Source organism: Jeotgalibacillus haloalkalitolerans, from assembly GCF_034427455.1.
GTDB classification, from domain to species: Bacteria; Bacillota; Bacilli; order Bacillales; family Jeotgalibacillaceae; genus Jeotgalibacillus; species Jeotgalibacillus haloalkalitolerans.
Genome location: NZ_JAXQNN010000008.1, coordinates 55582 through 80443 on the forward strand (window position 1 = coordinate 55582; position 24862 = coordinate 80443).

Below are 24862 nucleotides of genomic sequence, written 5' to 3' on the forward strand. Positions count from 1 at the left end.
CTTTTCGTTTAAAGGTTTCACCCTATTGTTGATTCCCAGTGTCACAACTATTCTTTCGTACCGACAGTTTCAGAAGCTGGAGCCTCTGTTTCCGGCGCAATGTTTAATGCATCAGCCTGATGGATGTCGTCATCGTCATCAAGGTCGCGCATTTCGATTTCTTCGTCGTTGGCAGATAGCATCTTCACATCCATACCAAGACTCTGAAGTTCTTTAATTAATACTTTAAATGATTCAGGAACGCCCGGTTCCGGAACGCTGTCACCTTTAACGATCGCTTCGTACGTTTTCACACGTCCGACAACGTCATCTGATTTGACAGTCAGAATTTCCTGAAGTGTATATGCAGCACCGTATGCTTCAAGTGCCCAAACCTCCATCTCACCAAAACGCTGTCCGCCAAACTGTGCTTTACCGCCCAGTGGCTGCTGTGTAACAAGTGAGTATGGTCCAGTTGAACGTGCGTGAAGCTTGTCATCAACCATGTGCGCAAGCTTGATCATGTACATGACGCCTACTGATACACGGTTGTCGAATGGATCACCAGTTCTTCCATCATAAAGAACTGTCTTACCATCACGTGACATACCTGCTTCTTCGATTGTTTCCCATACGTCTTCCTCATTGGCACCGTCAAATACTGGTGTTGCGATATGGATACCCATTGCACGGGCAGCCATTCCCATGTGCATCTCAAGAACCTGACCGATGTTCATACGGGATGGTACACCAAGTGGATTTAACATGATGTCGATCGGCGTGCCGTCTGGAAGGTATGGCATATCTTCTTCCGGAAGAATACGCGAGATAACACCTTTGTTACCGTGACGTCCGGCCATCTTATCCCCTACAGAGATCTTTCTCTTCTGTACGATATAAACGCGTACCAGCTGATTCACACCAGGAGGCAGCTCATCGCCGTCTTCACGGTTAAAGATTTTCACATCAAGAATGATACCGCCTGCTCCGTGTGGTACACGAAGTGACGTATCACGCACTTCACGTGCTTTTTCACCGAAGATTGCGTGAAGCAGACGTTCTTCAGCAGTCAGCTCAGTTACACCCTTAGGCGTTACTTTACCAACAAGAATGTCTCCGTCTTTTACTTCAGCACCAACACGGATGATTCCACGGTCGTCAAGGTTGCGGAGTGCATCTTCACCGACGTTTGGAATATCACGTGTGATTTCTTCAGGTCCAAGCTTTGTATCACGTGATTCTGATTCATATTCTTCAATATGAATAGAAGTGTATACATCGTCTTTTACAAGGCGCTCACTCATGATGACAGCATCCTCGTAGTTAAAGCCGTCCCATGTCATGAAGCCAACAAGTACGTTACGTCCAAGCGCAAGCTCTCCTGCTTCCATCGATGGTCCGTCAGCAAGAATTTCACCTTTCTCAACACGGTCACCTACAGCAACGATTGGACGCTGGTTGTAGCATGTACCCTGGTTTGAACGGATGAATTTCTGCAGTTTGTATTTATCAAGGTCGCCTTCTGTTTCCTTACCGTCAACATCTGTTAAGCGGCGTACCCAAACCTGGTTGGCCTGTACGCGCTCGACGATCCCTTCATGCTTGTTAATGACAGCAGCTCCTGAGTCCTTCGCAGAAACGTGTTCCATTCCTGTACCTACAAAAGGTGCTTCCGGATTCATAAGCGGAACTGCCTGACGCTGCATGTTCGCTCCCATTAAAGCACGGTTCGAGTCATCGTTTTCAAGGAACGGGATACATGCTGTCGCAGCAGATACTACCTGCTTAGGCGATACGTCCATATAGTCAATGCGGTCACGCTTGAAGACTGTGTTCTCACCGCGGAAACGGGAAACAACTTCTTCATCAAGGAATGAACCGTCATCACCAAGGCGTGCATTTGCCTGTGCTACAACATAGTTATCCTCTTCATCAGCAGTCAGATAATCAATGCGCTCTGTTACTCTGCCTGTCTCAGGGTCAACGCGGCGGTATGGCGTCTCGATAAATCCGAAACGGTTTACCTTCGCAAAGCTTGACAGTGAGTTGATCAGCCCGATGTTCGGACCCTCAGGTGTTTCGATCGGACACATACGGCCATAGTGAGAGTAGTGAACGTCACGTACTTCAAAGCCTGCACGTTCACGTGTTAAACCACCAGGTCCAAGTGCAGACAGACGACGTTTGTGCGTCAATTCTGCAAGCGGATTTGTCTGATCCATGAACTGTGAAAGCTGAGAGCTTCCAAAGAACTCTTTGATAGAAGCAATAACAGGACGGATGTTAATCAGCTGCTGAGGCGTGATTGTATTTGTATCCTGGATTGACATTCTTTCACGGACCACACGCTCCATACGTGACAGACCAATACGGAATTGGTTCTGCAGAAGCTCCCCTACTGAACGCAGACGACGGTTACCAAGGTGATCAATATCATCTGTTAAGCCAACGCCGTGCAGCAGGTTGAAGAAGTAACTGATTGAAGAAACGATATCAGCAATCGTAATGTTCTTCACGCTGTCATCAACATAAGCATTACTGATTACGTTGATTTCCTGGCCTTCTTCTGAATTAGGCACTTGAATTTTGATCGTCTGTAGTGTTAAATCTTCTTCAACGACTCCGCCTACCTGGTTGTAAGTAATGAAACCTACTCCGCTTTCAAGGTTAGGAATCAGCTTGTCAAGATTACGACGGTCAAGTGTTGTTCCTTTTTCAGCTAGGATTTCGCCTGTTTCAGGATCAGCAAGCGTTTCAGCAAGGACCTGTCCGAAAAGACGATTCTTAATATGAAGCTTTTTATTCATTTTATAACGGCCTACATTAGCCAGATCATAACGCTTAGGGTCAAAGAAACGTGATTCCAGAAGACTCTTGGCATTTTCTACAGTCGGTGGTTCACCAGGACGCAGACGCTCATAGATTTCCAGAAGCGCTTTTTCAACACTTTCGGTATTGTCTTTTTCTAGCGTATTGCGGATATACTCGTTGTCTCCGATCAGGTCGATAATCTCCTGGTCAGATCCAAAGCCAAGTGCACGCAGCAATACAGTAACAGGAAGTTTACGTGTACGGTCGATACGGACGTGAACAACGTCTTTTGCATCTGTTTCGTACTCAAGCCACGCACCACGGTTTGGAATTACCGTTGCACCGAAGCCACGCTTCCCGTTTTTATCCATTTTATCGTGGAAATATACACTTGGAGAACGAACAAGCTGAGATACGATAACACGCTCTGCTCCATTAATAATGAAGGTACCTGTTTCAGTCATCAGCGGGAAGTCTCCCATAAATACATCCTGGTCTTTTACTTCGCCAGTTTCTTTATTCAATAGACGTACCTTTACACGAAGCGGCGCAGAGTAAGTCACGTCACGCTCCTTTGATTCGTCAACAGAATACTTAGGCTCACCAAGGCTGTAATCAATAAACTCAAGCGACAAGTTTCCTGTGAAATCTTCGATCGGCGAAATATCGCGGAACATTTCACGTAATCCTTCTTCTAAAAACCAATCGTAAGAAGCTGTCTGAATCTCTATCAGATTCGGTAAATCCAGCACCTCACTAATACGCGCATAGCTTCTGCGCTGGCGGTGTCGTCCATACTGAACTAGTTGACCTGTCAACTGATTCACCCCTCAAATCAAGCATTTTAGCGTCCGTTAGTCCCATAAATAGAAAAAACGAACATAACACAAATAGAAAACGGGAAATCTCCACATTTTCTATTCTTTAAAACTTTATTTAAACCATTTTACCCAAAAGGCAGCCCATTTATACAAAATGGACATACTTACTGATATTAATATTTTTACATCTTATAATAGTAACACAACCACTATAGGCGGTCAATCTTTTTTTGCTTTGAAGATAAAGTAGCCTTTTTGCTTGTCTGCAACCTCTACACTTGAAAACAGCTCTTCAAGCTTCGCCCTGGCAGATGGTGCACCCTGCTTCTTCTGGATAACCACCCAAAGCGTCCCGCCGGATACAACTTTCGCTGCACTCTGCTCCAAAATACGGTGAACGGTTTGCTTTCCTGCGCGGATCGGCGGGTTTGTCAGAATTGCCGCAAAGGACTGCTCTTCAACCTGATCAAGGCAATCACTTTCATAAATTGAGATATTGCGAACCTGATTCTGCTCCGCATTTTCTTTTGCTAATTCAAGCGCCCGTTCATTAACATCCACCATATGAATCTTTCTCTCAGGCATCTCCTTAGCAAGCGTCAAACCGATCGGGCCGTAGCCACAGCCGACGTCAAGCACAGGACCGCTGACCGCGGGCTCTTCGAACGCTTCAATTAGCACCCTCGAACCGAAATCTACTTCATTTTTTGAGAATACACCCTGATCAGTTTTGAATTTTATTTTGTGTCCACGAAGTGTAAAGTCCCACCAGCTTGGCTTACTTTCAACCCCGGGCTTTTTTGAGTAATAATGATCCGGCATCGCGACCACCCCACCCTTCTTCTTTTCGATAAAAAAAGCCCGCTCTATTTCAAGCGGACTTTCTCTTAGGACAAAATTACTTAACTTCTACGCCAGCGCCAACTTCTTCAAGCTTAGCTTTAAGCTCTTCAGCTTCTTCCTTAGAAGCGCCTTCTTTAACAGCTTTAGGCGTGTTGTCTACCATTTCTTTAGCTTCTTTCAGGCCAAGACCAGTGATTTCACGAACCACTTTGATAACCTTGATCTTCTGAGAACCAGCTTCAGTAAGAACAACATCGAATTCAGTTTGCTCAGCAGCAGCTTCTCCAGCTCCGCCACCAGCTACAGCTACAGGAGCAGCAGCAGATACGCCGAATTCTTCTTCGATTGCTTTTACTAGGTCGTTCAGTTCAAGAACTGTCATTTCTTTGATTGCTTCGATCATTTGTTCTTTAGTCATGATATAGTTCCTCCTTGTGGAATGTTTTTAGTTTGGTTTGGATATTGCTATCCGGCTAACAGGGAATTATGCGCCCTGTTCTTCTTTTTGATCTGCAACTGCTTGAGTTGCAACTGCGAATCCGCGCATTGGCGCAGTAAGAACGCTAAGAAGCATAGAAAGTAGGCCTTCGCGTGATGGAAGTTCTGCAAGAGCTTTCACTTGTTCAAGTGAAGCAACAGTTCCTTCGATCACACCTGCTTTAAGTTCAAGTGCTTCATGGTCTTTCGCAAAGTTGTTAAGAATCTTCGCTGGTGCAACAACATCTTCAGCAGAAAATGCGATTGCATTAGGACCTGTAAGGCTTTCATCAAGACCTTCAAGACCAGCAGCTTCTGCCGCACGGCGAGTCATTGAGTTTTTGTATACCTTGAACTCAACGCCTGCTTCACGAAGCTGTTTACGAAGCTCAGTTACTTCTGCAACAGATAGTCCGCGGTAATCAACAATCACTGATGCTGCGCTTGATTGAAGCTTTTCCTGGATTTCTGTTACAAGCTGTTTCTTTTGCTCGATAATACTGCTCATCCTAACACCTCCTGTAATATTTGCTGTAGGCGTCATCTATACCGTTCCGATCATAAAAAAGCCTCTATGCCGGAAAGTAGACATAGAGGCGTATCATTTCAAATAAAAGAAAGTTCTTTTAATCGTCATGACCTCGGCAGGAAATTAAGTCACTCAGGACACCTGCTGTCTACGGTACAAATGAATATATAATTTCACAACAGAGAACATCATAGCAGATGTTCTCATATTGTGTCAATAATTTTTGTTAATTATTTTACTGTTACAGAAGATGGGTCAACTTTGATTCCAGGGCCCATTGTAGTTGTTACAGCTACTGACTTCATATAAGTTCCCTTAGATGAAGCTGGCTTTGCCTTCTGGACAACATCAAAGATTGCGTTGAAGTTTTCAACAAGCTTTTCCTGATCAAATGAAACTTTACCGATTGGCACGTGGATGATACCAGACTTTTCAGCGCGGTATTCAACTTTACCAGCCTTGATTTCATTTACAGCTTTTTCAACGTCAAATGTAACTGTACCTGTTTTAGGGTTTGGCATAAGGCCTTTTGGTCCAAGAACGCGTCCCAGTTTACCAACTTCACCCATCATGTCAGGTGTTGCAACGATTACGTCAAAATCAAACCAGCCGCCCTGAATCTTTTGAACAAGGTCGCTGTCTCCAACGTAGTCTGCGCCAGCCGCTTCAGCTTCTTTTGCTTTTTCGCCTTTAGCGAAAACAAGAACGCTTTGCGTTTTACCAGTTCCGTTTGGAAGCACTACTGCGCCACGGATCTGCTGGTCGTTTTTACGAGTGTCGATACCAAGGCGGAATGCTGCTTCCACAGTTGCATCGAATTTTACAGTGCTTGTCTTTTGCGCAAGCTCAATTGCTTCAGTTACTGAATAGTTTACTGAACGGTCAACAAGCTTTGCAGCTTCTTGATACTTTTTACCTTTTTTAGCCATTATAAGTTCCTCCTAATGTGGTTTTAGCGGAATAACCTCCCACGAATAAAGGTTGCGAGTGAAAGATCTTCAGCTTCGCAACCCTGTCCAAGACAAAACATCAATTAGTCTTCAATCGTAATCCCCATGCTTCGAGCCGTACCTTCAACCATACGCATTGCTGCTTCAACATCAGCTGCGTTAAGGTCAGGCATTTTTGTTTCCGCGATTTCACGTACCTTGTCACGCTTGACAGCCGCTACTTTGTTGCGGTTTGGTTCACCAGAACCTGACTCGATTCCTGCTGCTTTCTTAAGAAGAACTGCAGCTGGCGGAGTTTTAGTAACGAATGTAAATGAACGGTCTTCAAAAACCGTGATTTCAACAGGGATGATAAGACCAGCCTGATCAGCTGTACGAGCGTTAAACTCTTTACAGAATCCCATGATATTCACACCAGCCTGACCTAGCGCAGGACCTACCGGCGGAGCTGGATTAGCTTTCCCAGCAGGGATTTGAAGCTTTACCATTTTAATAACTTTTTTAGCCACGAGACACACCTCCTTAAGTCCGTGATGTGGTAATAGGGCTTTTGTTTTTGCCCTCCCACTCAAAACTGATTCTTTTATATAAAGAATATAAAATGTTAGTTCAGTCTCTCTATTGAGACATACTGACTTAAAAAATGTTACCATCTTTCAAATCATAATTCAAGACGTTCTTTTTATATTTTAAGGAAATTGGTGAAATAAGCGGTTTAATTTAAAAAGCAGTCCGGTTGATTTCCGTTTCAGGCGGAGGCTTTCCGGGCGGCGGTCACTGAGCCTCCTCGGCTCCGCCTGCGGGGTCTCAGCGTCCCGCTTTATCGCCCCGGAGTCCCCGCCTTCCACTCCAATCAACCTATTCTTTATTAAATAAATTGCGTTTCATCAATTGTTTGAAGTGAGAGTACACTCACTTATTCTTAACGAAATTCCATAAAATTAATCCAGCTTTGTAATCTGTGTAAACTCAAGTTCAACTGGTGTTTCGCGCCCGAACATGTTGACGAGTACTTTGACTTTGCCTTTGTCAGCGTCGATGTCTTCGATGACACCCGCGAAGTTAGCAAATGGCCCTTCGTTTACTGTTACGTTTTCACCAAGTTCAAAGTCTACGTCTACTGAGCGTTCCTGCATACCCATTTGCTTAAGCAGTTGTGTGACTTCTTCCGGCAGAAGCGGTGTTGGCTTCGCGCCGCCGCCTGATGAGCCGACGAATCCTGTTACGCCCGGCGTATTACGCACGACATACCATGAGTCATCTGTCATCACGATCTCTACAAGCACATAACCAGGGAATGTTTTACGCTTGACTGTTTTTGCTTTACCGTCTTTGATTTCAGTTTCTTCCTCTTCAGGTACGACAACGCGGAAGATTTTATCCTGCATTCCCATTGTCTCTACTCGTTTTTCAAGGTTCATTTTCACTTTGTTCTCATAACCTGAGTAAGTGTGAACCACATACCAATTCTTTTCCACGAAGAGATTCCTCCTTTTTAAGGCGCTGGCCTTTTTCATATAACACTTATCTATCTGACTGTCATAATGTCCAAAATTCATTTTAAACAATGAAAAAACCCGTTAAACGGGCTTTGACATGTCTCCTGCTATTGTACACGAAATGTTGATCAGGTGCGAAAAGAAAGCGGATTATAGAATCCAGTTAATGATCGCATCAATACCCATGTCGATCACGAAAAAGAATACTGCAACAAAGATGACTGTTGATAAAACTGTAACAGTGTACTTTGTGAGTTCTTTACGTCTCGGCCAGCTGACCTTACGCATTTCGGAAGCAACGTTTCGAAAGAAGTTGCTGATTTTACTCATGATGACGTACCCTCCAACCAGTGTTATTTCAAACAGCCTGCCAGGGGGCAGGCCATCATACTGTCTGCTTATGGACAGTATGAGCATTACAGTAGCGGCAAAATTTCTTTACTTCTAATCTATCGGTCTGCCTGTTTTCGTTTGAAGGTACCGAGTAGTTACGGGACCCGCATTCTGTACAGGCAAGGATTGTCTTTTTAGTCATAATGTTCATTCCTTTTCAGGATGTGCATCCTTTAAAAAATAACACTCTATGGAAGTCATGTCAATATAACATTCCAGCTAGAAAGTCAATTCCCGTGCCTCCAGATAGCGTTCTAATTTTCTTTTCACGCGCTGGAGTGCGTTATCAATTGATTTCACGTGACGGTCCAGTTCTTCTGAGATCTCCTGATAGGACTGTCCATCCAGATAAAGAGAAAGTACCTGTCTTTCAAGGTCACTTAAGAGCTCAGCTACTTTACCCTCAATTTTACTGAATTCCTCCCGGTGAATCACGAGTGCTTCCGGATCAGTCTGCTTTGCAGGTGAGATCACGTCCATCAGTGTCCGGTCCGATTCTTCATCGTAAATCGGCTTGTCCAGTGACACATAGGAATTAAGCGGGATATGTTTTTGGCGGGTCGCTGTCTTAATCGCTGTAATGATCTGACGGGTAATACACAGTTCAGCAAATGCTTTAAAGGAAGTGAGCTTTTCACCTTTATAATCGCGGATCGCTTTATAAAGACCGATCATTCCCTCTTGTATAATATCCTCTTTGTCAGCGCCGATCAGAAAATATGAGCGTGCTTTCACTCTGACAAAATGGCGATATTTATTGATCAGAAAATCAAGTGCATCACTATTTCCGCTGTGAATCTGTTCGATAATTTTATCGTCTTCCATTCCACTGAATACGTTTCCTGCTGTCTGAGTATGTGCGTTCAAAAGGATCCCCCCGCCTCTGTGAAACAAATAGATAGAATTATTATACTTTACAGAATTTTTAAGCGTCAACCGCTCATTTTCCGCCCCGTCTCCATTTTTCAAATATTTCGGCGATTTCGTCACTAATTGGAATCTTTGATACAGGGCGTGCTGATTGGTTTTTTTCGATCTTTTTAGAGATTTTCTTTTCGATTTGCTTCACTTCAATTAAAAGTTCGCGGGCAGACTTTCTGAGCGCTCCCTGACCAAAAATAGCCCATTGCTCGGTAAAATCACTTGTCGCAACGATCACCTGTGTCTGAATATCGTTTAATTCAATCGCAAGTTTCTCGATCCGCTCATCAGCTGTTTCATTTTTCCGCGTGAAGATGATCTCCACGCGGTAATTGTACATTTTCTTAGACATGCCTTCGACAAACTGCGCGTCAAAGATAATAATGACGCGGTGCCCGGTATACCCCTGATAATCTGCCATCATTTCAATCAGCCTGTCCCTTGCAGAGCCGAGATCATGGCTTTTCAGTTCAGTCAGTTCAGGCCAGGCGCCTATAATGTTATAGCCATCGACGAGCAGTACATTTTTCATCCCGGATCATCCTTCCAGCGGATGACGGCGACGGTAGATTTCATACATTAAGATACTTGCAGCAACGGAAGCGTTCAGTGAAGTGACATGACCGCTCATCGGAAGGTGGATCAGGAAATCACACTTATCACGCAGGATTCGGCTCATTCCTTTTCCTTCACTGCCAATAATCAGTCCGACAGGCATCGTCCCATCAAAACGGCGGTAGTCTTCACTGCCTTTTGCATCTGTTCCGGCAATCCACAGGCCTTTATCCTTCAGCTCATCAAGGGTACGGGACAGGTTAGTCACTCGGACAACCGGTACGTGCTCAATTGCCCCTGTAGAAGCTTTTGCGACAGTCGCTGTCAGCCCTACTGCACGGCGTTTCGGAATAATAATACCGTGTACACCAACGGCATCTGCTGTTCTCATAATTGAGCCAAGATTATGTGGGTCTTCAAGCTCGTCCAGTATGAGAATAAACGGATCTTCACCCTTCTTTTCAGCCAGTGCAAAGACGTCATCCATTTCTGCGTATTCATATGCAGCAATGGATGCGACAACACCCTGGTGCTGCCCATCCATCAGCTGGTCAATTTTCTTTTTCGGTACAAACTGAACGAGTACATTCGCTTCTTTTGCCAGCTGGATGACCTGCTGCATCTGTCCTTTTTGAGAACCTTCACCAATCCAGATTTTATTGATTTCTCTTCCGGCTCTCAGCGCTTCAAGCACCGGATTCTTTCCGCCAATAAATTCTTCACTCATCGCCCGGCTCCTTTCTGCTCATCTACAATCATGGAGATGGCTTTTACAATAATTTCTTCCATCCGTTCTTTACGGTCTGTTAAATATAAATAGCCGATTAACGCTTCAAATGCTGTACTGTAACGGTAGGTTGCCACATCTGTATTTTTCGGAACACTGCCGGACTTTGCATTGCGTCCGCGGCGGATAATCGCCATTTCCTCTTCAGAAAAAAGCTCCATTTCAAACATTCTGTGCAGCACCTGCGCCTGCGCTTTTGCTGATACATAGCGGATCGCCTCACGCTGAAGTGCATTCGGACGAATTGTACCAACCCTGAGAAGATGGTGTCTGACATACTGCTCATAGACACCGTCCCCCATATAAGCAAGCGCTAATGCATTCAGCTGTTTTGGATCCAGTGAAGAAGTTGAGTCATCCATGATTACCCTCTTCTCCAGCGGATACCCTGCTTTGTATCCTCTAAAATGATATTCATTTCCTTCAACTGATCACGGATCGCATCCGCTGTTGCAAAATCGCGGTCTTTACGTGCCGCTTCACGCTTGCGGATCAATTCGTCAATCTCTTCATCCAGCATTTCCTGCTCTTTCAGCTCAATGCCAAGTACAGCTGTTAGTTCTTTTAACGTATCTGTAAATGCATCAATCACGTCAACAGATGTATTCTTTTCTCTCAGGTAAAGGTTGGCTTCACTTGAAAGGTCGAATAACACTGAAATTGCATTCGCTGTGTTAAAGTCATCATCCATTTCCTTAATAAACGCGTCCTTTTTAGCAGCCGCTTTTTCAATCCATTCTGCATCATTGTCAGTGAGGCCTGAGCTCGAATTTCTGCGGTGCTTCAGGTTTTCATATGCTGTACGGATTCTGTCGAGTCCCGCTCCTGCCGCTTCAAGCAGCTCACGGTTATAGTTGATCGGGTGACGGTAATGCACAGACAGCATGAAGAATCTCAGCACCTGCGGATCTGCCTCTTTTAAAATGTCATGTACAAGTACGAAGTTACCGAGTGACTTCGACATTTTTTCATTATCAATATTGATATAGCCATTATGCAGCCAGTAGTTGGCAAAAGGCTTTCCTGTTAAAGCCTCTGACTGTGCAATTTCATTTTCATGGTGCGGAAACGCAAGGTCCTGACCGCCGGCGTGGATATCAATTGTATCTCCAAGGTACTTTCTTGCCATCGCAGAGCATTCAATGTGCCAGCCCGGGCGTCCTGCTCCCCATGGACTCTCCCATGAGATCTCCCCTTCTTTCGCCGCTTTCCATAGCACGAAATCAAGCTCATCTTCCTTGCGCTCGTCAGATTCGATTCTTGCCCCGATCCGCAGCTCATCAATCGACTGATGAGACAGCTTACCGTAGCCATCGAACTTTCTAGTGCGGTAGTAAACGTCCCCGCCTGACTCATAAGCAAAATCCTTATCAATCAGTGACTGAATAAATTCAATGATCAGGTCAATATTTTCAGTGACCCGCGGATGAGCGGTACCGCGTGCGCATCCAAGTGCACCAACGTCCTCAAAGTAAGCATCAATGAATCGCTCAGCAACTGCAGGCACTTCTTCACCAAGCTCATTCGCTGCACGGATTAATTTGTCGTCCACGTCTGTAAAATTGGAGACGTAATTCACGTCATATCCTCTGTATTCCAGGTGACGTCTCACCGTATCAAATACGATCGGCGGACGGGCGTTACCGATATGAATATAGTTATAAACCGTCGGACCGCATACATACATCGATACTTTTCCTTCTTCCAGCGGCTTAAACGGCTCTTTTTTTCTTGTTACAGTGTTATACATCTGAATGCTCATGGCTGTGAGCTCCTTTCACGTTCTTTCTTCAACTGGTCTTTGACAAAAGCCAGCTCTGTTTCAAGTGTTCTGATCCGCTCCCAGATTGGATCCGGCATATCCTGATGGTCCAGATCCCTGCGGATTTTCTTGCCGTCCCTAATGACGACTTTGCCGGGAATACCGACAACAGTGGAGTTTGGCGGAACATCTTTTAAGACGACTGACCCTGCCCCCACCTTTGAATTCTCACCGACAATAATGGAACCAAGCACCTTTGCACCTGTTGCAATCAGCACATTGTCTTCAAGTGTCGGGTGGCGTTTCCCTTTTTCCTTCCCGGTACCGCCTAATGTCACGCCCTGAAAAACTGTCACATTATTCCCGATTTCGCACGTTTCCCCGATAACCACACCCATTCCGTGATCAATGAAAAATCGGCGTCCGATTTTAGCTGCAGGGTGAATCTCAATCCCTGTCAGCACTTTCGCTATTTGTGAAATTGCCCGTGCAATAAAAAACATTTTCCGCTTATAAAACCAGTGCGCAACCCTGTAAGCCCAGATCGCATGAAGCCCGGAATAAGTCAGAACGATTTCAAAAGAAGAGCGGGCTGCAGGGTCCTGGTCAAATACAGTATCTATATCTTCACGAATTCTTTTGAACATACCATTCACTCCTTTCATTTTAGCCGATTTTCGTATAATTCCAACTAATACGATAAGAATTAACTGTTTTAAAATAGAAAAAGCGTCTCTGTCAAATGACAGAGACGCTTTTGCGCGGTTCCACTCTGTTTGAGGCAATACTGCCCCCAACTTAACCAGGATAACGGCCTGAACCGCTGTTGCCTACGTAAACTTTCAGCAAAAGACTCAAGGGTGCATTTCAGAAAACACTCAGCCCAAACCGCTTTCAGCCTGTGGCGGTTCTCTCTTCCTGAGCTTCTGTTTTTCTTACTTCTCCCTCTCAAAGCTTTCATATATCAATCACTTGGTGAGCTGTTTAAAAGTTTTCTATAGACATACTATATACCATTCTTTTCGAAATGTTAATCAGTCAGCTTACTCAAACGTGCAAGTACTTTTTCTTTCCCCAGCACTTCAATAGCGCTCGGAAGGTCCGGTCCATGCGTCTGGCCTGTCGCTGCTACACGGATTGGCATAAATAACTTTTTACCTTTATGTCCCGTTTCCTTCTGTACAGCTTTAATCGCCTTTTTAATTTCTGCCGCTTCAAAGTTTTCAAGTGCTTCAAGCTGACGGCTGAGCTCTGCCATCACTTCAGGAACCTGCTCTTCAGCAAGCACTGCACTCGCTTCCTCATCATACGCAATCTCATCTTTGAAGAACAGTTCAGACAGTGCCACAATCTCAGCACCATAGCTCATCTGCTCCTGATAAAGTGCCACAAGCTTGCGCACCCACTCTTCCTGCTCAGGTGTACGGTCTTTCGGGATTTTACCCGCTTCTTCAAGATGAGGTGTCGACAATGCCACAACTGCATCCAGGTCAAGATTCTTCATATACTGATTATTCATCCACTCAAGCTTTTTCGTGTCAAATACTGCCGGTGATTTCGACAGACGGTCAGCATCAAAACGCTCAATCAGCTCTTCTTTAGAAAACAGCTCATCTTCCCCTTTTGGAGACCAGCCAAGCAATGCAATAAAGTTAAATAACGCATCAGGCTGATAGCCAAGGTCCTTATACTGCTCGATGAACTGGATAATTGAACCGTCACGCTTACTCAGCTTTTTACGCTCTTCATTGACAATCAGTGTCGTATGTCCAAACTTCGGAATCTCCCAGCCGAACGCTTCATAGATCATCAGCTGCTTCGGTGTATTTGAAATGTGGTCATCCCCGCGCAGTACGTGAGAGATCTTCATATAATGATCATCCACTGCCACCGCAAAGTTATAAGTCGGAATTCCGTCTTTCTTCACGATAACAAAATCGCCGATGCCATCACTTTCAAATGACACATCATCTTTTACGATATCATTGAACGTATACGTTTTGCCCTGTGGCACAGCAAATCGGATGCTTGGCTTGCGTCCTTCAGCTTCAAGTGCTGCACGCTCGTCATCTGTCAGGTTGCGGCACTTTCCGCTGTAACGCGGCATTTCGCTGCGTGCGATCTGCCCTTCACGCTCTGCTTCAAGCTCTTCTTCTGTGCAATAGCACTTATAGGCAAGCCCGCGCTCAAGCAGGTCATCGTAATGCTTTTTGTAAAGGTCATTACGCTCTGACTGACGGTATGGACCATAGTCGCCGCCAACGTCAATGCTTTCATCCCAGTCGATGCCGAGCCATTTCAGATACTCAAGCTGAGATTCTTCTCCGCCTTCGATGTTACGTTTTGTATCTGTATCTTCTACGCGGATGATGAACGTACCGTTATGGCTTCTTGCGAATAAATAGTTGAATAGTGCTGCTCTTGCGTTCCCGATATGCAGGTGTCCTGTCGGGCTTGGTGCGTAACGTACGCGAATGTCTGTAGACATAGAAATCCTCCTAAAATGATCGCTTTGTTAAGTTCGGCTGCTGATTTCCGCTTCAGGGGGACGCTTTCCCCGGCCGGGCGGTGAGCCCCTCCGGCTTCGCCGTAAGGTCTCACCTGTCCCTTTCCGCCGCAGGAGTCGCCCCCTTACGCTCCAATCATCAGCTGTGCAAATACAATGATGGACTTTAACAAAGCAAATAATTATTTGCTATATTGATATTTGTTCTATTGATTAGGTCTTCTGTAAAAGAATCACTGCCTGGGCGGCGATTCCTTCTTCGCGGCCTTCGAACCCGAGTTTTTCGGTTGTGGTTGCTTTTACGTTCACCTGAGTTTCAGAGGCTTCAAGCAGTTCTGCAATGACTGTGCGCATGTCCCCGATATGAGGCGCCATCTTCGGCTTTTGTGCAATAATTGTACAGTCAATGTTGCCCAGGCGATAGCCGTGCTCTCTGACAATGCTCCAGACGTGCTGTAGCAGTTTTTTAGAGTCGGCATCTTTGAATTCCGGATCTGTATCCGGGAAGTGTCGTCCGATATCACCTTCACCGATTGCACCAAGTGCTGCATCTGCGACAACGTGAAGCAGTACATCTGCATCTGAGTGTCCGAGCAGTCCTTTTTCATAAGGAATGGTTACTCCGCCAATAATCAGCGGACGGTTCTCTGCAAGCTGATGGACATCGTATCCCTGTCCAATTCGAAACATGGCAGTTTCCCCTCTCTATTGATCGTTTTTAGCTAAAATGGCTTCAGCAAAAACGAGATCTTCTTTTGTAGTCAGCTTTATATTATCATAATCTGATTCAATGACCGTTACTTTTCCGCCGGTTTTTTCGACTAATGAGGCTTCATCTGTTCCAAGAAAGCCGGTGCGTATCGCTTCCCGGTGTGCCTCCATCAGCACTTCAAGCAGAAAAGCCTGCGGGGTCTGCACTGACCACAGGCTGGAACGCTCAACGGTTTCTGTGACAAAGCCATCTTGTACCTTCTTAATTGTATCTTTTACAGGAACAGCTGCAATGGCACCTCCGCGGGTTTCAGCTGCTTCAGCCAGACGGTGAATCACGGTCTGTTTGATAAAAGGCCTCGCCCCGTCATGAACCATCACAATCTCTTCAGCAGCTGCTTTTAACCCTTCATAGACACTGTGCTGACGCTCTTCCCCGCCCTGCACCATATGTGTGACTTTCTTAATATCATATTGCGTAAGCAGCTGCTCGAGTGTATCTCTGTCATCAGGATGGATCGCAAGGATAATTCCGCTGCATAAAGGGTCATCTTCAAACACACGCAGCGTATGAATAATGACGGGAACCCCGTTCAGTTCAAGCAGAAGCTTATTACGATCCGCTCCCATCCGTTTACCCCGGCCCGCTGCCGGAATGACTACTTCGTAATTCATGTAAGACTCCTTTTACAACGCTTTCTCATAAGACTTTGGCTTAGCAAAAATCATGCGGCCTGCAGATGTCTGAAGCACACTTGTGACAATCACATCAATCTGCTTCCCGATAAAGTTTTTACCGTCTTCCACAACAATCATCGTGCCATCATCAAGATAGGCAATTCCCTGATTCTGCTCTTTCCCGTCTTTAATCATCTGCACATTCAGCACTTCACCCGGAAGCACAACCGGCTTCACCGCATTGGCTAAATCGTTAATATTTAATACCTGCACATCCTGCAGCTCACATACTTTATTTAAGTTAAAATCATTCGTTACGACAATCCCGTTCAGTACTTTCGCAAGTTTGACAAGTTTGCTGTCAACTTCCTGGATGTCTTCAAAGTCACCTTCATAAATCGTAACCTGAATCGGGATATCACGCTGGATCCTTTTTAAAATATCAAGCCCCCTGCGCCCTCTGTTACGCTTCAGGGCATCTGATGAATCTGCGATATGCTGGAGCTCCCCGAGTACGAACTGAGGAATGACAATCTCTCCGTCTAAAAAGCCTGTCTGACAAATATCAGCAATCCGGCCGTCAATAATTACACTCGTATCGAGGATTTTATGACGCTTTGAAGCCGGCACATCACTGACTTCCTTTGCAGCTGACTCTTCCAGCTTCTTAGTTGAACCGCCCCTTGAGAATAAGTGAACCAGTTCATCTCTTTTCGTAAATCCGACCTGAAATCCGAGATACCCAAGAATCAGCGTGAGCAGAATCGGTACAACCGTATTGACGATCGGAATCTCAATATCATTGACTGCCACCCCCAGAAGGAAAGCAGTAATCAGACCGATAATGAGCCCGAGTGCGCCAAATAAAATATCAGTGACCGGCGCTTTAATAAGGGAATCTTCTGCCCATTTAATAAAATTAACGACATACTTAATCGCCCAGAACGTTATTGCATAAAAAATGATGGCTCCCAAAATCGCGGTTACATAAGGGTTGTTTAAAAGTGCATAATCAAGATTAAAAGGTATAAGGACTAATTCAGGTAATAAAAATACGCCTAATGTTCCGCCGACAATAAGGAAACAGATTTGAATAATTCGTTTTAGCATCCCTTCACCTCCTCAGATGAAAAATTTTCTATCAGTAAAGCTTGTGAAAAGAGTAGCATGAGTACAATAAGCAAGTCAATTTAAACAAAAACAAAATATTCTATCATACAATGCAAATGCTTACAAACCATTTTTTGTTAGTGGTCTGCTAAAGACTGCTCTTTCACTGATTTCAGACCCTGCTTTATTTTTCTCGCCCGTATACCACCGATACCATCAACCTCATCAAGTTCTTCTACAGTTGCCTGCTTTAATTTATCAAGTGTGCCGAAATCTCCGATTATGTTTTCAATGATCGTGAGCGGCAGACGCGGGATTTTATTCAGCACGCGATAACCTCTTGGTTCAGCCTGACTTTCATATTCTGTAGAAGATGGATGGCCAAGTAACTTCATGATGGATTCATCCTCCATCACTTCTGAAGATACCGCTTCAGAAAATGAGCTGTACATATCCTGAGCAGGAGCATTATCAGCGCAGGCATAGTCGCGCATCACCATCACCGCTTCCTTTTCAAGGTCAGAAAGCAATTCATTCAGCTGCAGCCGCACCAGCCTGCCTTCAGAACCGAGTTCATTCAGGTAAAGCAGGAGCTCATTTTTAATCCGGATCACCATTTCAAAGCGGTGAACGACCTGTAAGACATCGTTATACGTGACGGCTTCCTCATACTCAAGCAGTGTTAAATGAGAAAGACTCTGATCAAGCACTGTGCGATATTTTTCAAGTGTCTGCAGCGCCTGATTCGCTTTAGCAAGAATGACTGCAATTTCCTTCAGTGCATAGCGGTAAGTCCCTTTATAAAGCGTGATCACGTTCCGTCTTTGGGAAATAGCAATTACAAGAGAATCTGTCTCTCTCGCTACCCGCTCCGCTGTCCGGTGACGCATCCCTGTCTCTGACGAGGGAATCATCGGACTCGGATTCAGCTGCGCGTTCGCAATCAGGATTTTACTGCCTGACTCATTGAGGATAATCGCCCCATCCATCTTTGCAAGCTCATACAGATACGTTGGGGAAAATGGACAATGGATCTGAAAGCCCCCGTCTACAAGCGGCTTCATCTTATCATTACAGCCAACTACAATCAGGCCGCCTGTCCCGGCACGCAAGACATTATCTATTCCCTCTCTAAAAGGTGTCCCCGGTGCCACGAGCTGAATAATATCAGCTGACGGACGCTTTCTTCTCCGATTATCCATGGTTTATCCCTCCAGTGTTTTCTTTAGTGCTTCCGCCACATTTGATACGCCGACGACTTCAATACCTTCAGGAAATGTCCAGCCCCCGATATTATTTTCAGGTATAATCACCCGTTTAAACCCGAGCTTTGCCGCTTCCTGGACGCGTTGTTCAATTCTTGAGACGCGGCGTACCTCACCTGTTAATCCAACCTCACCGATCATACAATCAAACGGCTTTGGCGGCTGATCACGGTAGCTTGAGGCAATACTAACGAGTACAGCCAGGTCAACTGCCGGCTCATCCAGCTTCACCCCGCCTGCCACTTTTAAATAAGCATCCTGCGTCTGCAGCATTAACCCGACACGCTTTTCAAGTACAGCCATCAAAAGCGACACGCGGTTCTGATCAATCCCGGTTGCCATTCTTCTCGGATTGTTAAAACTTGTCGGTGTGACTAGCGCCTGAATTTCAACGAGAATCGGCCGCGTTCCTTCCATTGAAGCAACAACTGTTGAGCCTGCTGCACCCTGAGAGCGCTCTTCAAGGAAGATCTCAGATGGATTTCCAACCTCTCTTAAGCCCTCTTCACGCATTTCAAAAATACCCATTTCATTCGTTGAACCAAAACGATTTTTCACAGCCCGCAGAATCCGGTACGTATGGTGACGTTCCCCTTCAAAATAAAGCACGGTATCAACCATATGCTCTAAAATTCTCGGACCTGCAATTGAGCCTTCTTTAGTGACGTGTCCAACAATGAAAATCGCAATATTTTTCGTTTTAGCAATGCGCATCAGCTCCGCCGTACACTCACGCACCTGCGTGACGCTTCCGGGTGCTGATGTGACTTCAGGATGATAGACGGTCTGGATTGAATCAATGATGACAAAATCAGGGGATACCTGCTCAATGGAGTGGTGAATCGACTCGAGATTTGTTTCTGCATAGATCATCAGTTCTTCAGATGTCACGCTCAGACGGTCGGCGCGAAGCTTCGTCTGCTTAATTGATTCCTCACCTGAAATATACAGCACTTTATTCTTCGTCTCTGCAAGCTGTGAGGAAACCTGAAGCAGCAGCGTAGACTTACCGATTCCGGGATCTCCCCCGATCAGCACCATCGAACCAGGCACAACTCCTCCACCAAGCACACGGTTTAATTCCTGCATCTTTGTCATGACACGCGTTTCTTCACGTGTTTCCACTTTAATCAGCGGCGTCGCCTTCGACTGACTTCCTTCCGGCGTATGCGTGAACGACTTTCTCGGCTGCTTACCGGTGATCGTCACATCCTCCACCATCGTGTTCCACTCACCGCAGCCCGGGCATTTTCCCATCCACTTAGCAGATTCATACCCGCATGAGTTACACATAAACTTGGATTTCTTTTTGGCCAAACCAATTACCTCCGTTAAAAAAGGTGCACGTGACTGCCTTTCACACGTGCACCTTCTGACATTATTGCGTTACATCTACTTCTTCTTTACGTGAAACGGTAAATTCACCGTCTTTATAATCAATTTCCACCTTATAGCCTTCAAGCACATTACCTTTTAACAGCTCTTCAGACAGACGGTCCTCGATATGCTTTTGAATCGCACGGCGCAGTGGACGTGCACCATATTCCGGATCGAATCCTTCATCTGAAATTTTTTCTTTTGCCGCTTCAGTAATGACAAGCTCAATGTCTTTTTCCTTCAGTCGCTTCACAAGCTCGCCAGCCATAAGTGAAACAATCTGCTTCAGGTGGCTCTTCTCAAGCGAATGGAAGACGATGGTTTCATCAATTCTGTTCAGGAATTCAGGACGGAACGCACGCTTCAATTCTTCAAGCACTTTGCCTTTCATATCCTTATAATCCTGGTTGGAATCCTGTACTGCAAACCCTACATGACGGTTCTGCTTCAGTGCGCTTGCACCAACGTTGGATGTCATGATCAGGACAACGTTACGGAAGTCGACTGTACGCCCCTTAGAGTCCGTCAGGCGTCCATCCTCAAGCACCTGCAGCAGGATGTTAAATACATCAGGGTGTGCTTTTTCGATTTCATCAAGCAGGACGACTGAGTAAGGCTTACGGCGAACTTTTTCAGTCAGCTGACCGCCTTCTTCATATCCCACATAGCCTGGAGGTGAACCGACAAGACGTGATGTCGAGTGCTTTTCCATATACTCAGACATATCAATACGGATCATTGCATCCTCTTCACCGAACATTGATTCAGCAAGTGCGCGGGCAAGCTCTGTTTTACCGACACCGGTTGGCCCAAGGAAAATAAATGAACCAATTGGACGCTTCGGATCCTTCAGTCCTGCACGTGCACGGCGTACTGCTTTCGCAATCGCTGTAACCGCATCTTCCTGACCAATGACGCGGCCATGAAGTGAATCCTCAAGGTGCAGAAGCTTCTGCGTTTCAGTCTCAGCAAGACGTGATACCGGTACACCCGTCCACGTAGACACAACGTGCGCGATATCCTCGACTGTGACTTCAGTGTTTTCCTGACCCTGCTTTTCTTTCCATTCTTTCTTCGTTTCTTCAAGCTTTTCTTTCGTCTTCTGCTCTGAATCACGAAGAGAAGCCGCTTTTTCAAACTCCTGACTCTGAACAGCTGCATCCTTTTCTTTACGGATGCCTTCAAGCTTAGCTTCAAGCTCCTTCAGGTTTGGAGGTGTTGTATATGAACGCAGGCGTACTTTCGAACCTGCTTCATCAATTAAATCAATCGCCTTATCCGGCAGGAAGCGGTCAGAAATATAACGGTCTGACATTTTCACCGCTGCTTCAATCGCTGCATCTGTAATGGATACACGGTGGTGCGCTTCATAACGGTCACGCAGTCCTTTTAAAATCAGCACAGACTCTTCAGCTGTCGGCTCATCAACCTGAATCGGCTGGAAACGACGCTCAAGCGCTGCATCCTTTTCGATATACTTACGGTACTCATCAAGTGTTGTCGCACCGATACACTGCAGTTCACCACGTGCAAGGGATGGCTTCAGGATGTTGGATGCATCAATTGCACCCTCTGCTCCACCTGCACCAATCAGCGTATGAAGCTCATCGATAAACAGAATCACGTTACCTGCCTGGCGGATTTCATCCATCACTTTTTTCAGACGGTCTTCAAACTCACCGCGGTATTTTGTTCCTGCAACGACTGTACCCATATCAAGCGTCATCACGCGCTTATCGCGAAGAATTTCAGGCACTTCATTTTGTACAATCTGCTGTGCAAGACCCTCTGCGATCGCTGTTTTACCGACACCAGGCTCCCCGATTAATACCGGGTTGTTCTTTGTACGGCGGCTTAATACTTCAATCACACGCTGGATTTCCTTGCTTCTGCCGATTACCGGATCAAGGCTGCCTTCACGCGCAATTACTGTCAGGTCACGCGCAAGTCCATCAAGTGTCGGTGTATTCGCACTTGCATTTGAAGCCTGCTGACCGCCTGCTTCATTACTGCCAAGAAGCTGGAGTACCTGCTGGCGTGCTTTATTCAGGCTGACACCTAAATTATTCAGTACGCGGGCTGCCACACCTTCTCCTTCACGGATCAGACCAAGCAGAATATGCTCAGTTCCTACATAAGAATGACCAAGCTTACGCGCTTCATCCATTGAAAGCTCAATGACTTTCTTTGCTCTTGGTGTATAGTGAACGCTTGGTGACTGTTCTGTCCCCTTACCGATTAACTCTTCCACTTCTTCCTGAATTTTCGTTGTGCTCAGGTTAAGCGTCTGCAGTGCTTTCGATGCAATGCCCTCCCCTTCACGAACGAGACCAAGAAGGATATGTTCAGTACCGATATTTGAATGGGAAAGACGGATCGCCTCTTCCTGTGCCAATGCTAATACTTTTTGTGCTCTCTCTGTGAATCGTCCAAACATCATATGTCTGATCCTCCTTTATCTTTACTTACATCCATCTCCAGACGCTCGCGGATCAGCGAAGCCCGCCTGATATCTCTTTCCACAGGACGCAGGAAACCTCCTGCATACTGCTGTAAAAATCCTGGCTGCGTTAAAATCATCAGCTCATTTAAAATGCTTCTTGACACATTTTCAATAAATCCGAGATCAATGCCAAGACGCACATCCGACAGGCACTTTGCCGCTTCCTTTGACTCAATCACGCGGCTGTAACGAAGTGTTCCGTATGAACGGAAAACCCTGTCTTCAAGCTGAATACCTGATGACTTGACCAGCGCTTCCCTGGCCGACTTTTCCTGCGCAATAATCTGATCCACCACATGCAGCAGGTCCTCCGTAATATCTTCCTCTGACTTCCCGAGTGTCGTCTGGTTGGAGATCTGAAAGATGTTACCTAAAGCTTCGCTACCCTCACCGTAAATTCCTCTCGCTACAAGACCAAATTGTCCAATTGCAGGAATAATCCGGTTCATCTGGTGCGTCATCATTAATCCTGGTAAATGCATCATAACAGATGCACGCAATCCCGTCCCAACATTTGTCGGGCAGGTCGTCAAATAACCAAAGTTCTCATCAAATGCATAATCAAAATGCTGTTCAATCGCATCATCGATCTCAAGCGCCTTTCGCAGTGCTTCCTTCAGCTGGAGTCCCGGAAACAGGCACTGGATCCGCAAATGATCCTCTTCATTCACCATCAGACTGATATCCTCATCATCTGACAGCCATACAGAAGAAGAACCTGAATCCTCTGCCAGGTTCGGACTGATCAGATGCTTCTCTACAAGCACTCTTTTCTCGAGCCCCTGCAGATCTTCCATCTTCAGCTCCTCAAGCGGATACCCTGCTTGTCGCACTGCAGCACCAACTGCCTCTGCAGTCTGCTGAGCTTCTTCCTTTGTAAATACAGTCGGAAACGCATACTGATGATGATTCCGTGCCAGCCTGATCCTGGTGGACAGCACAATCTCTGAAGAAGGGCCATCCTCATTCATCCAGGAACTGACCGCCTGGCTCAAAAACTTCTCAAGACTCATCAGCACCGCCCCCTTCATCACGAATCTCAGCTTCAAGTGAACGAATCTGATCACGGATCTCAGCCGCCTGTTCAAACTCTTCCTGCTCAATTAAAGCCTTCAGATCTGAACGGAGCTCCGTTACCTTCCGCTTCATATGAATCGTACCGCCCTGACGTTCAGGAAGCTTCCCCTGATGAACAGTATTACCGCTGTGCAGCCTTTTTAAAATTGGCGGCAGCTGCTCTCTGAAGGATTCATAGCACTTCGGACAGCCAAACTTCCCAATCTTTAAAAACTGATCAAACGTCATCTGACAGCCACTGCACTCAACCGGCTGCCGTCTGCTCTTCTGCGGCTGACTCTGCTTCATCACCGGAGACACATTCAACAGTCCCGCCAGCAAATGATTAAAAGAAAAAGCACCATCATCATTCATAAATGCCTCGCCCTTATCCTGAGCACACACTTCACACAAATGAACCTCTGTCTTCTTCCCGTTCACTACATTTTTTAAATGAACAGCAGCAGGCCGCTCCTGGCATTGCTCACACATCATCTCGATCACCCCGCGACCTTATTGATATTTTAAAACAGTCAGCATAGCAGTCAGGATCCGGCCCCGCACCTCATCCCTTACAGGCAGAGGCACATTCAACGTGGACCGGTCCATCGCACTCAGCATCAGCTTCGCTTCCCGTTTGGAAATCACACCTTCATCAATTAATCTGAAAACCACACTCTCAGCAGCAGCCTGTGAAACCGCCGGCTGAAGAATATCTAAAATCTGATCAATTAAATGCGCATGATCATGACTTTTTACTTTTATAATACGTATATACCCTCCACCGCCACGCTTACTCTCCACAACATAGCCACTTTCAATCGTAAAGCGGGTTTTCATTACATAATTAATCTGAGAGGGCACACACTGGAAGCGCTCAGCAATCTCACTCCGCTTTATCTCCACTATTTCACTGCCGCTCTTTTCTAAAACCTCTTTTAAATAGTTTTCAATCACATCCGAAATATTTTTCACATTGCCACCTCCCTCACCTTGACTTTGACTATCTTTGACTATGATTATACAACATAGTTCAGTTTATGTGCAATTGAGGGGGTGGGATACTTAATTATGTAAAGGGATTTGGTATAGATTGCTGGTGGATGAACGGATGGGCAGGAGATTGAGGGAGAAATGAGGGAATTGTTTTTTAACTGAAGGAATAGCTGAGATTGGTGATGGAAATATGTCTATAGATGATGGATTTAGGCGTAGTGATTAGAATGATGAGGGAATCTTTTTAAGGATTGAGGGAAATAAATCATATATTGAAGGAATCCAACGCAGGGCTGATGAAATAACTTTCAGATTGAAGGAATTCACATCCGC

The 24862-nt window shown here is 45.6% G+C and carries 25 protein-coding genes and 2 other annotated features; all 25 genes read right to left on the reverse strand.

Annotation, left to right across the window (positions count from 1 at the left end):
- Positions 1-47: 47 nt before the first annotated feature.
- Positions 48-3608, reverse strand: coding sequence for a DNA-directed RNA polymerase subunit beta (gene rpoB, locus UFB30_RS15930; RefSeq protein ID WP_322422673.1), 3561 nt, complete (start codon positions 3606-3608; stop codon positions 48-50).
- A 222-nt stretch (positions 3609-3830) separates the two neighbouring features.
- On the reverse strand, positions 3831-4433 hold the full coding sequence (locus UFB30_RS15935) for a class I SAM-dependent methyltransferase (protein ID WP_322422674.1): 603 nt from the start codon (positions 4431-4433) through the stop codon (positions 3831-3833).
- A gap of 76 nt (positions 4434-4509) precedes the next feature.
- Positions 4510-4872, reverse strand: coding sequence for a 50S ribosomal protein L7/L12 (gene rplL, locus UFB30_RS15940; protein ID WP_322422675.1), 363 nt, complete (start codon positions 4870-4872; stop codon positions 4510-4512).
- A gap of 66 nt (positions 4873-4938) precedes the next feature.
- The gene (gene rplJ / locus UFB30_RS15945) at positions 4939-5439 is read right to left on the reverse strand and encodes a 50S ribosomal protein L10 (RefSeq protein ID WP_322422676.1); all 501 of its coding nucleotides are present in this window, start codon (positions 5437-5439) and stop codon (positions 4939-4941) included.
- 46 nt (positions 5440-5485) lie between these two features.
- Positions 5486-5632: a sequence feature (ribosomal protein L10 leader region), on the reverse strand.
- Between the two features lie 58 nt (positions 5633-5690).
- Entirely contained in the window at positions 5691-6389 is a 699-nt protein-coding gene (rplA, locus tag UFB30_RS15950; protein WP_039806253.1) for a 50S ribosomal protein L1, read from the reverse strand.
- Positions 6390-6493: 104 nt separating this feature from the next.
- Complete coding sequence (gene rplK, locus UFB30_RS15955; protein WP_039806251.1) at positions 6494-6919, reverse strand: 50S ribosomal protein L11; 426 nt, start codon at positions 6917-6919, stop codon at positions 6494-6496.
- 432 nt (positions 6920-7351) lie between these two features.
- Entirely contained in the window at positions 7352-7888 is a 537-nt protein-coding gene (gene nusG, locus UFB30_RS15960) for a transcription termination/antitermination protein NusG (protein ID WP_322422677.1), read from the reverse strand.
- 171 nt (positions 7889-8059) lie between these two features.
- The gene (gene secE / locus UFB30_RS15965; protein WP_322422678.1) at positions 8060-8239 is read right to left on the reverse strand and encodes a preprotein translocase subunit SecE; all 180 of its coding nucleotides are present in this window, start codon (positions 8237-8239) and stop codon (positions 8060-8062) included.
- A gap of 55 nt (positions 8240-8294) precedes the next feature.
- Complete coding sequence (gene rpmG, locus UFB30_RS15970; RefSeq protein ID WP_322422679.1) at positions 8295-8444, reverse strand: 50S ribosomal protein L33; 150 nt, start codon at positions 8442-8444, stop codon at positions 8295-8297.
- Between the two features lie 77 nt (positions 8445-8521).
- Positions 8522-9238: an RNA polymerase sporulation sigma factor SigH gene (sigH, locus tag UFB30_RS15975; RefSeq protein ID WP_082029153.1), complete on the reverse strand. Its 717-nt coding sequence runs from the start codon at positions 9236-9238 to the stop codon at positions 8522-8524.
- A gap of 4 nt (positions 9239-9242) precedes the next feature.
- Positions 9243-9755 (reverse strand): NYN domain-containing protein, encoded by a 513-nt coding sequence (locus UFB30_RS15980; protein WP_322422680.1) that lies wholly within the window; start codon positions 9753-9755, stop codon positions 9243-9245.
- A gap of 6 nt (positions 9756-9761) precedes the next feature.
- Positions 9762-10505, reverse strand: coding sequence for a 23S rRNA (guanosine(2251)-2'-O)-methyltransferase RlmB (gene rlmB / locus UFB30_RS15985; protein ID WP_039806243.1), 744 nt, complete (start codon positions 10503-10505; stop codon positions 9762-9764).
- A complete protein-coding gene (locus UFB30_RS15990; protein ID WP_322422681.1) occupies positions 10502-10927 on the reverse strand; it encodes a Mini-ribonuclease 3 in 426 nt (141 codons plus the stop codon). The genes rlmB and UFB30_RS15990 overlap by 4 nt, the downstream gene beginning before the upstream one ends.
- A 2-nt stretch (positions 10928-10929) precedes the next feature.
- The gene (gene cysS, locus UFB30_RS15995) at positions 10930-12327 is read right to left on the reverse strand and encodes a cysteine--tRNA ligase (protein ID WP_322422682.1); all 1398 of its coding nucleotides are present in this window, start codon (positions 12325-12327) and stop codon (positions 10930-10932) included.
- Complete coding sequence (cysE, locus tag UFB30_RS16000; RefSeq protein ID WP_322422683.1) at positions 12324-12974, reverse strand: serine O-acetyltransferase; 651 nt, start codon at positions 12972-12974, stop codon at positions 12324-12326. Before cysE ends, cysS begins: the two co-directional genes overlap by 4 nt.
- A gap of 97 nt (positions 12975-13071) precedes the next feature.
- Positions 13072-13288: a binding site (T-box leader), on the reverse strand.
- 69 nt (positions 13289-13357) lie between these two features.
- Positions 13358-14815 (reverse strand): glutamate--tRNA ligase, encoded by a 1458-nt coding sequence (gltX, locus tag UFB30_RS16005; RefSeq protein WP_322422684.1) that lies wholly within the window; start codon positions 14813-14815, stop codon positions 13358-13360.
- Positions 14816-15046: 231 nt separating this feature from the next.
- Complete coding sequence (gene ispF / locus UFB30_RS16010) at positions 15047-15523, reverse strand: 2-C-methyl-D-erythritol 2,4-cyclodiphosphate synthase (RefSeq protein ID WP_322422685.1); 477 nt, start codon at positions 15521-15523, stop codon at positions 15047-15049.
- A gap of 15 nt (positions 15524-15538) precedes the next feature.
- Positions 15539-16219, reverse strand: a complete 681-nt coding sequence (ispD, locus tag UFB30_RS16015) for a 2-C-methyl-D-erythritol 4-phosphate cytidylyltransferase (RefSeq protein ID WP_322422686.1) — start codon at positions 16217-16219, stop codon at positions 15539-15541.
- 12 nt (positions 16220-16231) lie between these two features.
- A complete protein-coding gene (locus UFB30_RS16020; protein ID WP_322422687.1) occupies positions 16232-17332 on the reverse strand; it encodes a PIN/TRAM domain-containing protein in 1101 nt (366 codons plus the stop codon).
- A 137-nt stretch (positions 17333-17469) separates the two neighbouring features.
- On the reverse strand, positions 17470-18534 hold the full coding sequence (disA, locus tag UFB30_RS16025; RefSeq protein WP_322422688.1) for a DNA integrity scanning diadenylate cyclase DisA: 1065 nt from the start codon (positions 18532-18534) through the stop codon (positions 17470-17472).
- 3 nt (positions 18535-18537) lie between these two features.
- Positions 18538-19914, reverse strand: a complete 1377-nt coding sequence (radA, locus tag UFB30_RS16030) for a DNA repair protein RadA (protein WP_322422689.1) — start codon at positions 19912-19914, stop codon at positions 18538-18540.
- Positions 19915-19975: 61 nt separating this feature from the next.
- The gene (gene clpC / locus UFB30_RS16035) at positions 19976-22414 is read right to left on the reverse strand and encodes an ATP-dependent protease ATP-binding subunit ClpC (RefSeq protein WP_322422690.1); all 2439 of its coding nucleotides are present in this window, start codon (positions 22412-22414) and stop codon (positions 19976-19978) included.
- A complete protein-coding gene (mcsB, locus tag UFB30_RS16040; protein WP_322422691.1) occupies positions 22411-23490 on the reverse strand; it encodes a protein-arginine kinase McsB in 1080 nt (359 codons plus the stop codon). Before mcsB ends, clpC begins: the two co-directional genes overlap by 4 nt.
- The gene (gene mcsA, locus UFB30_RS16045) at positions 23480-24025 is read right to left on the reverse strand and encodes a protein-arginine kinase activator protein McsA (protein WP_322422692.1); all 546 of its coding nucleotides are present in this window, start codon (positions 24023-24025) and stop codon (positions 23480-23482) included. Before mcsA ends, mcsB begins: the two co-directional genes overlap by 11 nt.
- 21 nt (positions 24026-24046) lie before the next feature.
- On the reverse strand, positions 24047-24508 hold the full coding sequence (locus tag UFB30_RS16050; RefSeq protein ID WP_322422693.1) for a CtsR family transcriptional regulator: 462 nt from the start codon (positions 24506-24508) through the stop codon (positions 24047-24049).
- Between the last annotated feature and the right edge of the window lie 354 nt (positions 24509-24862).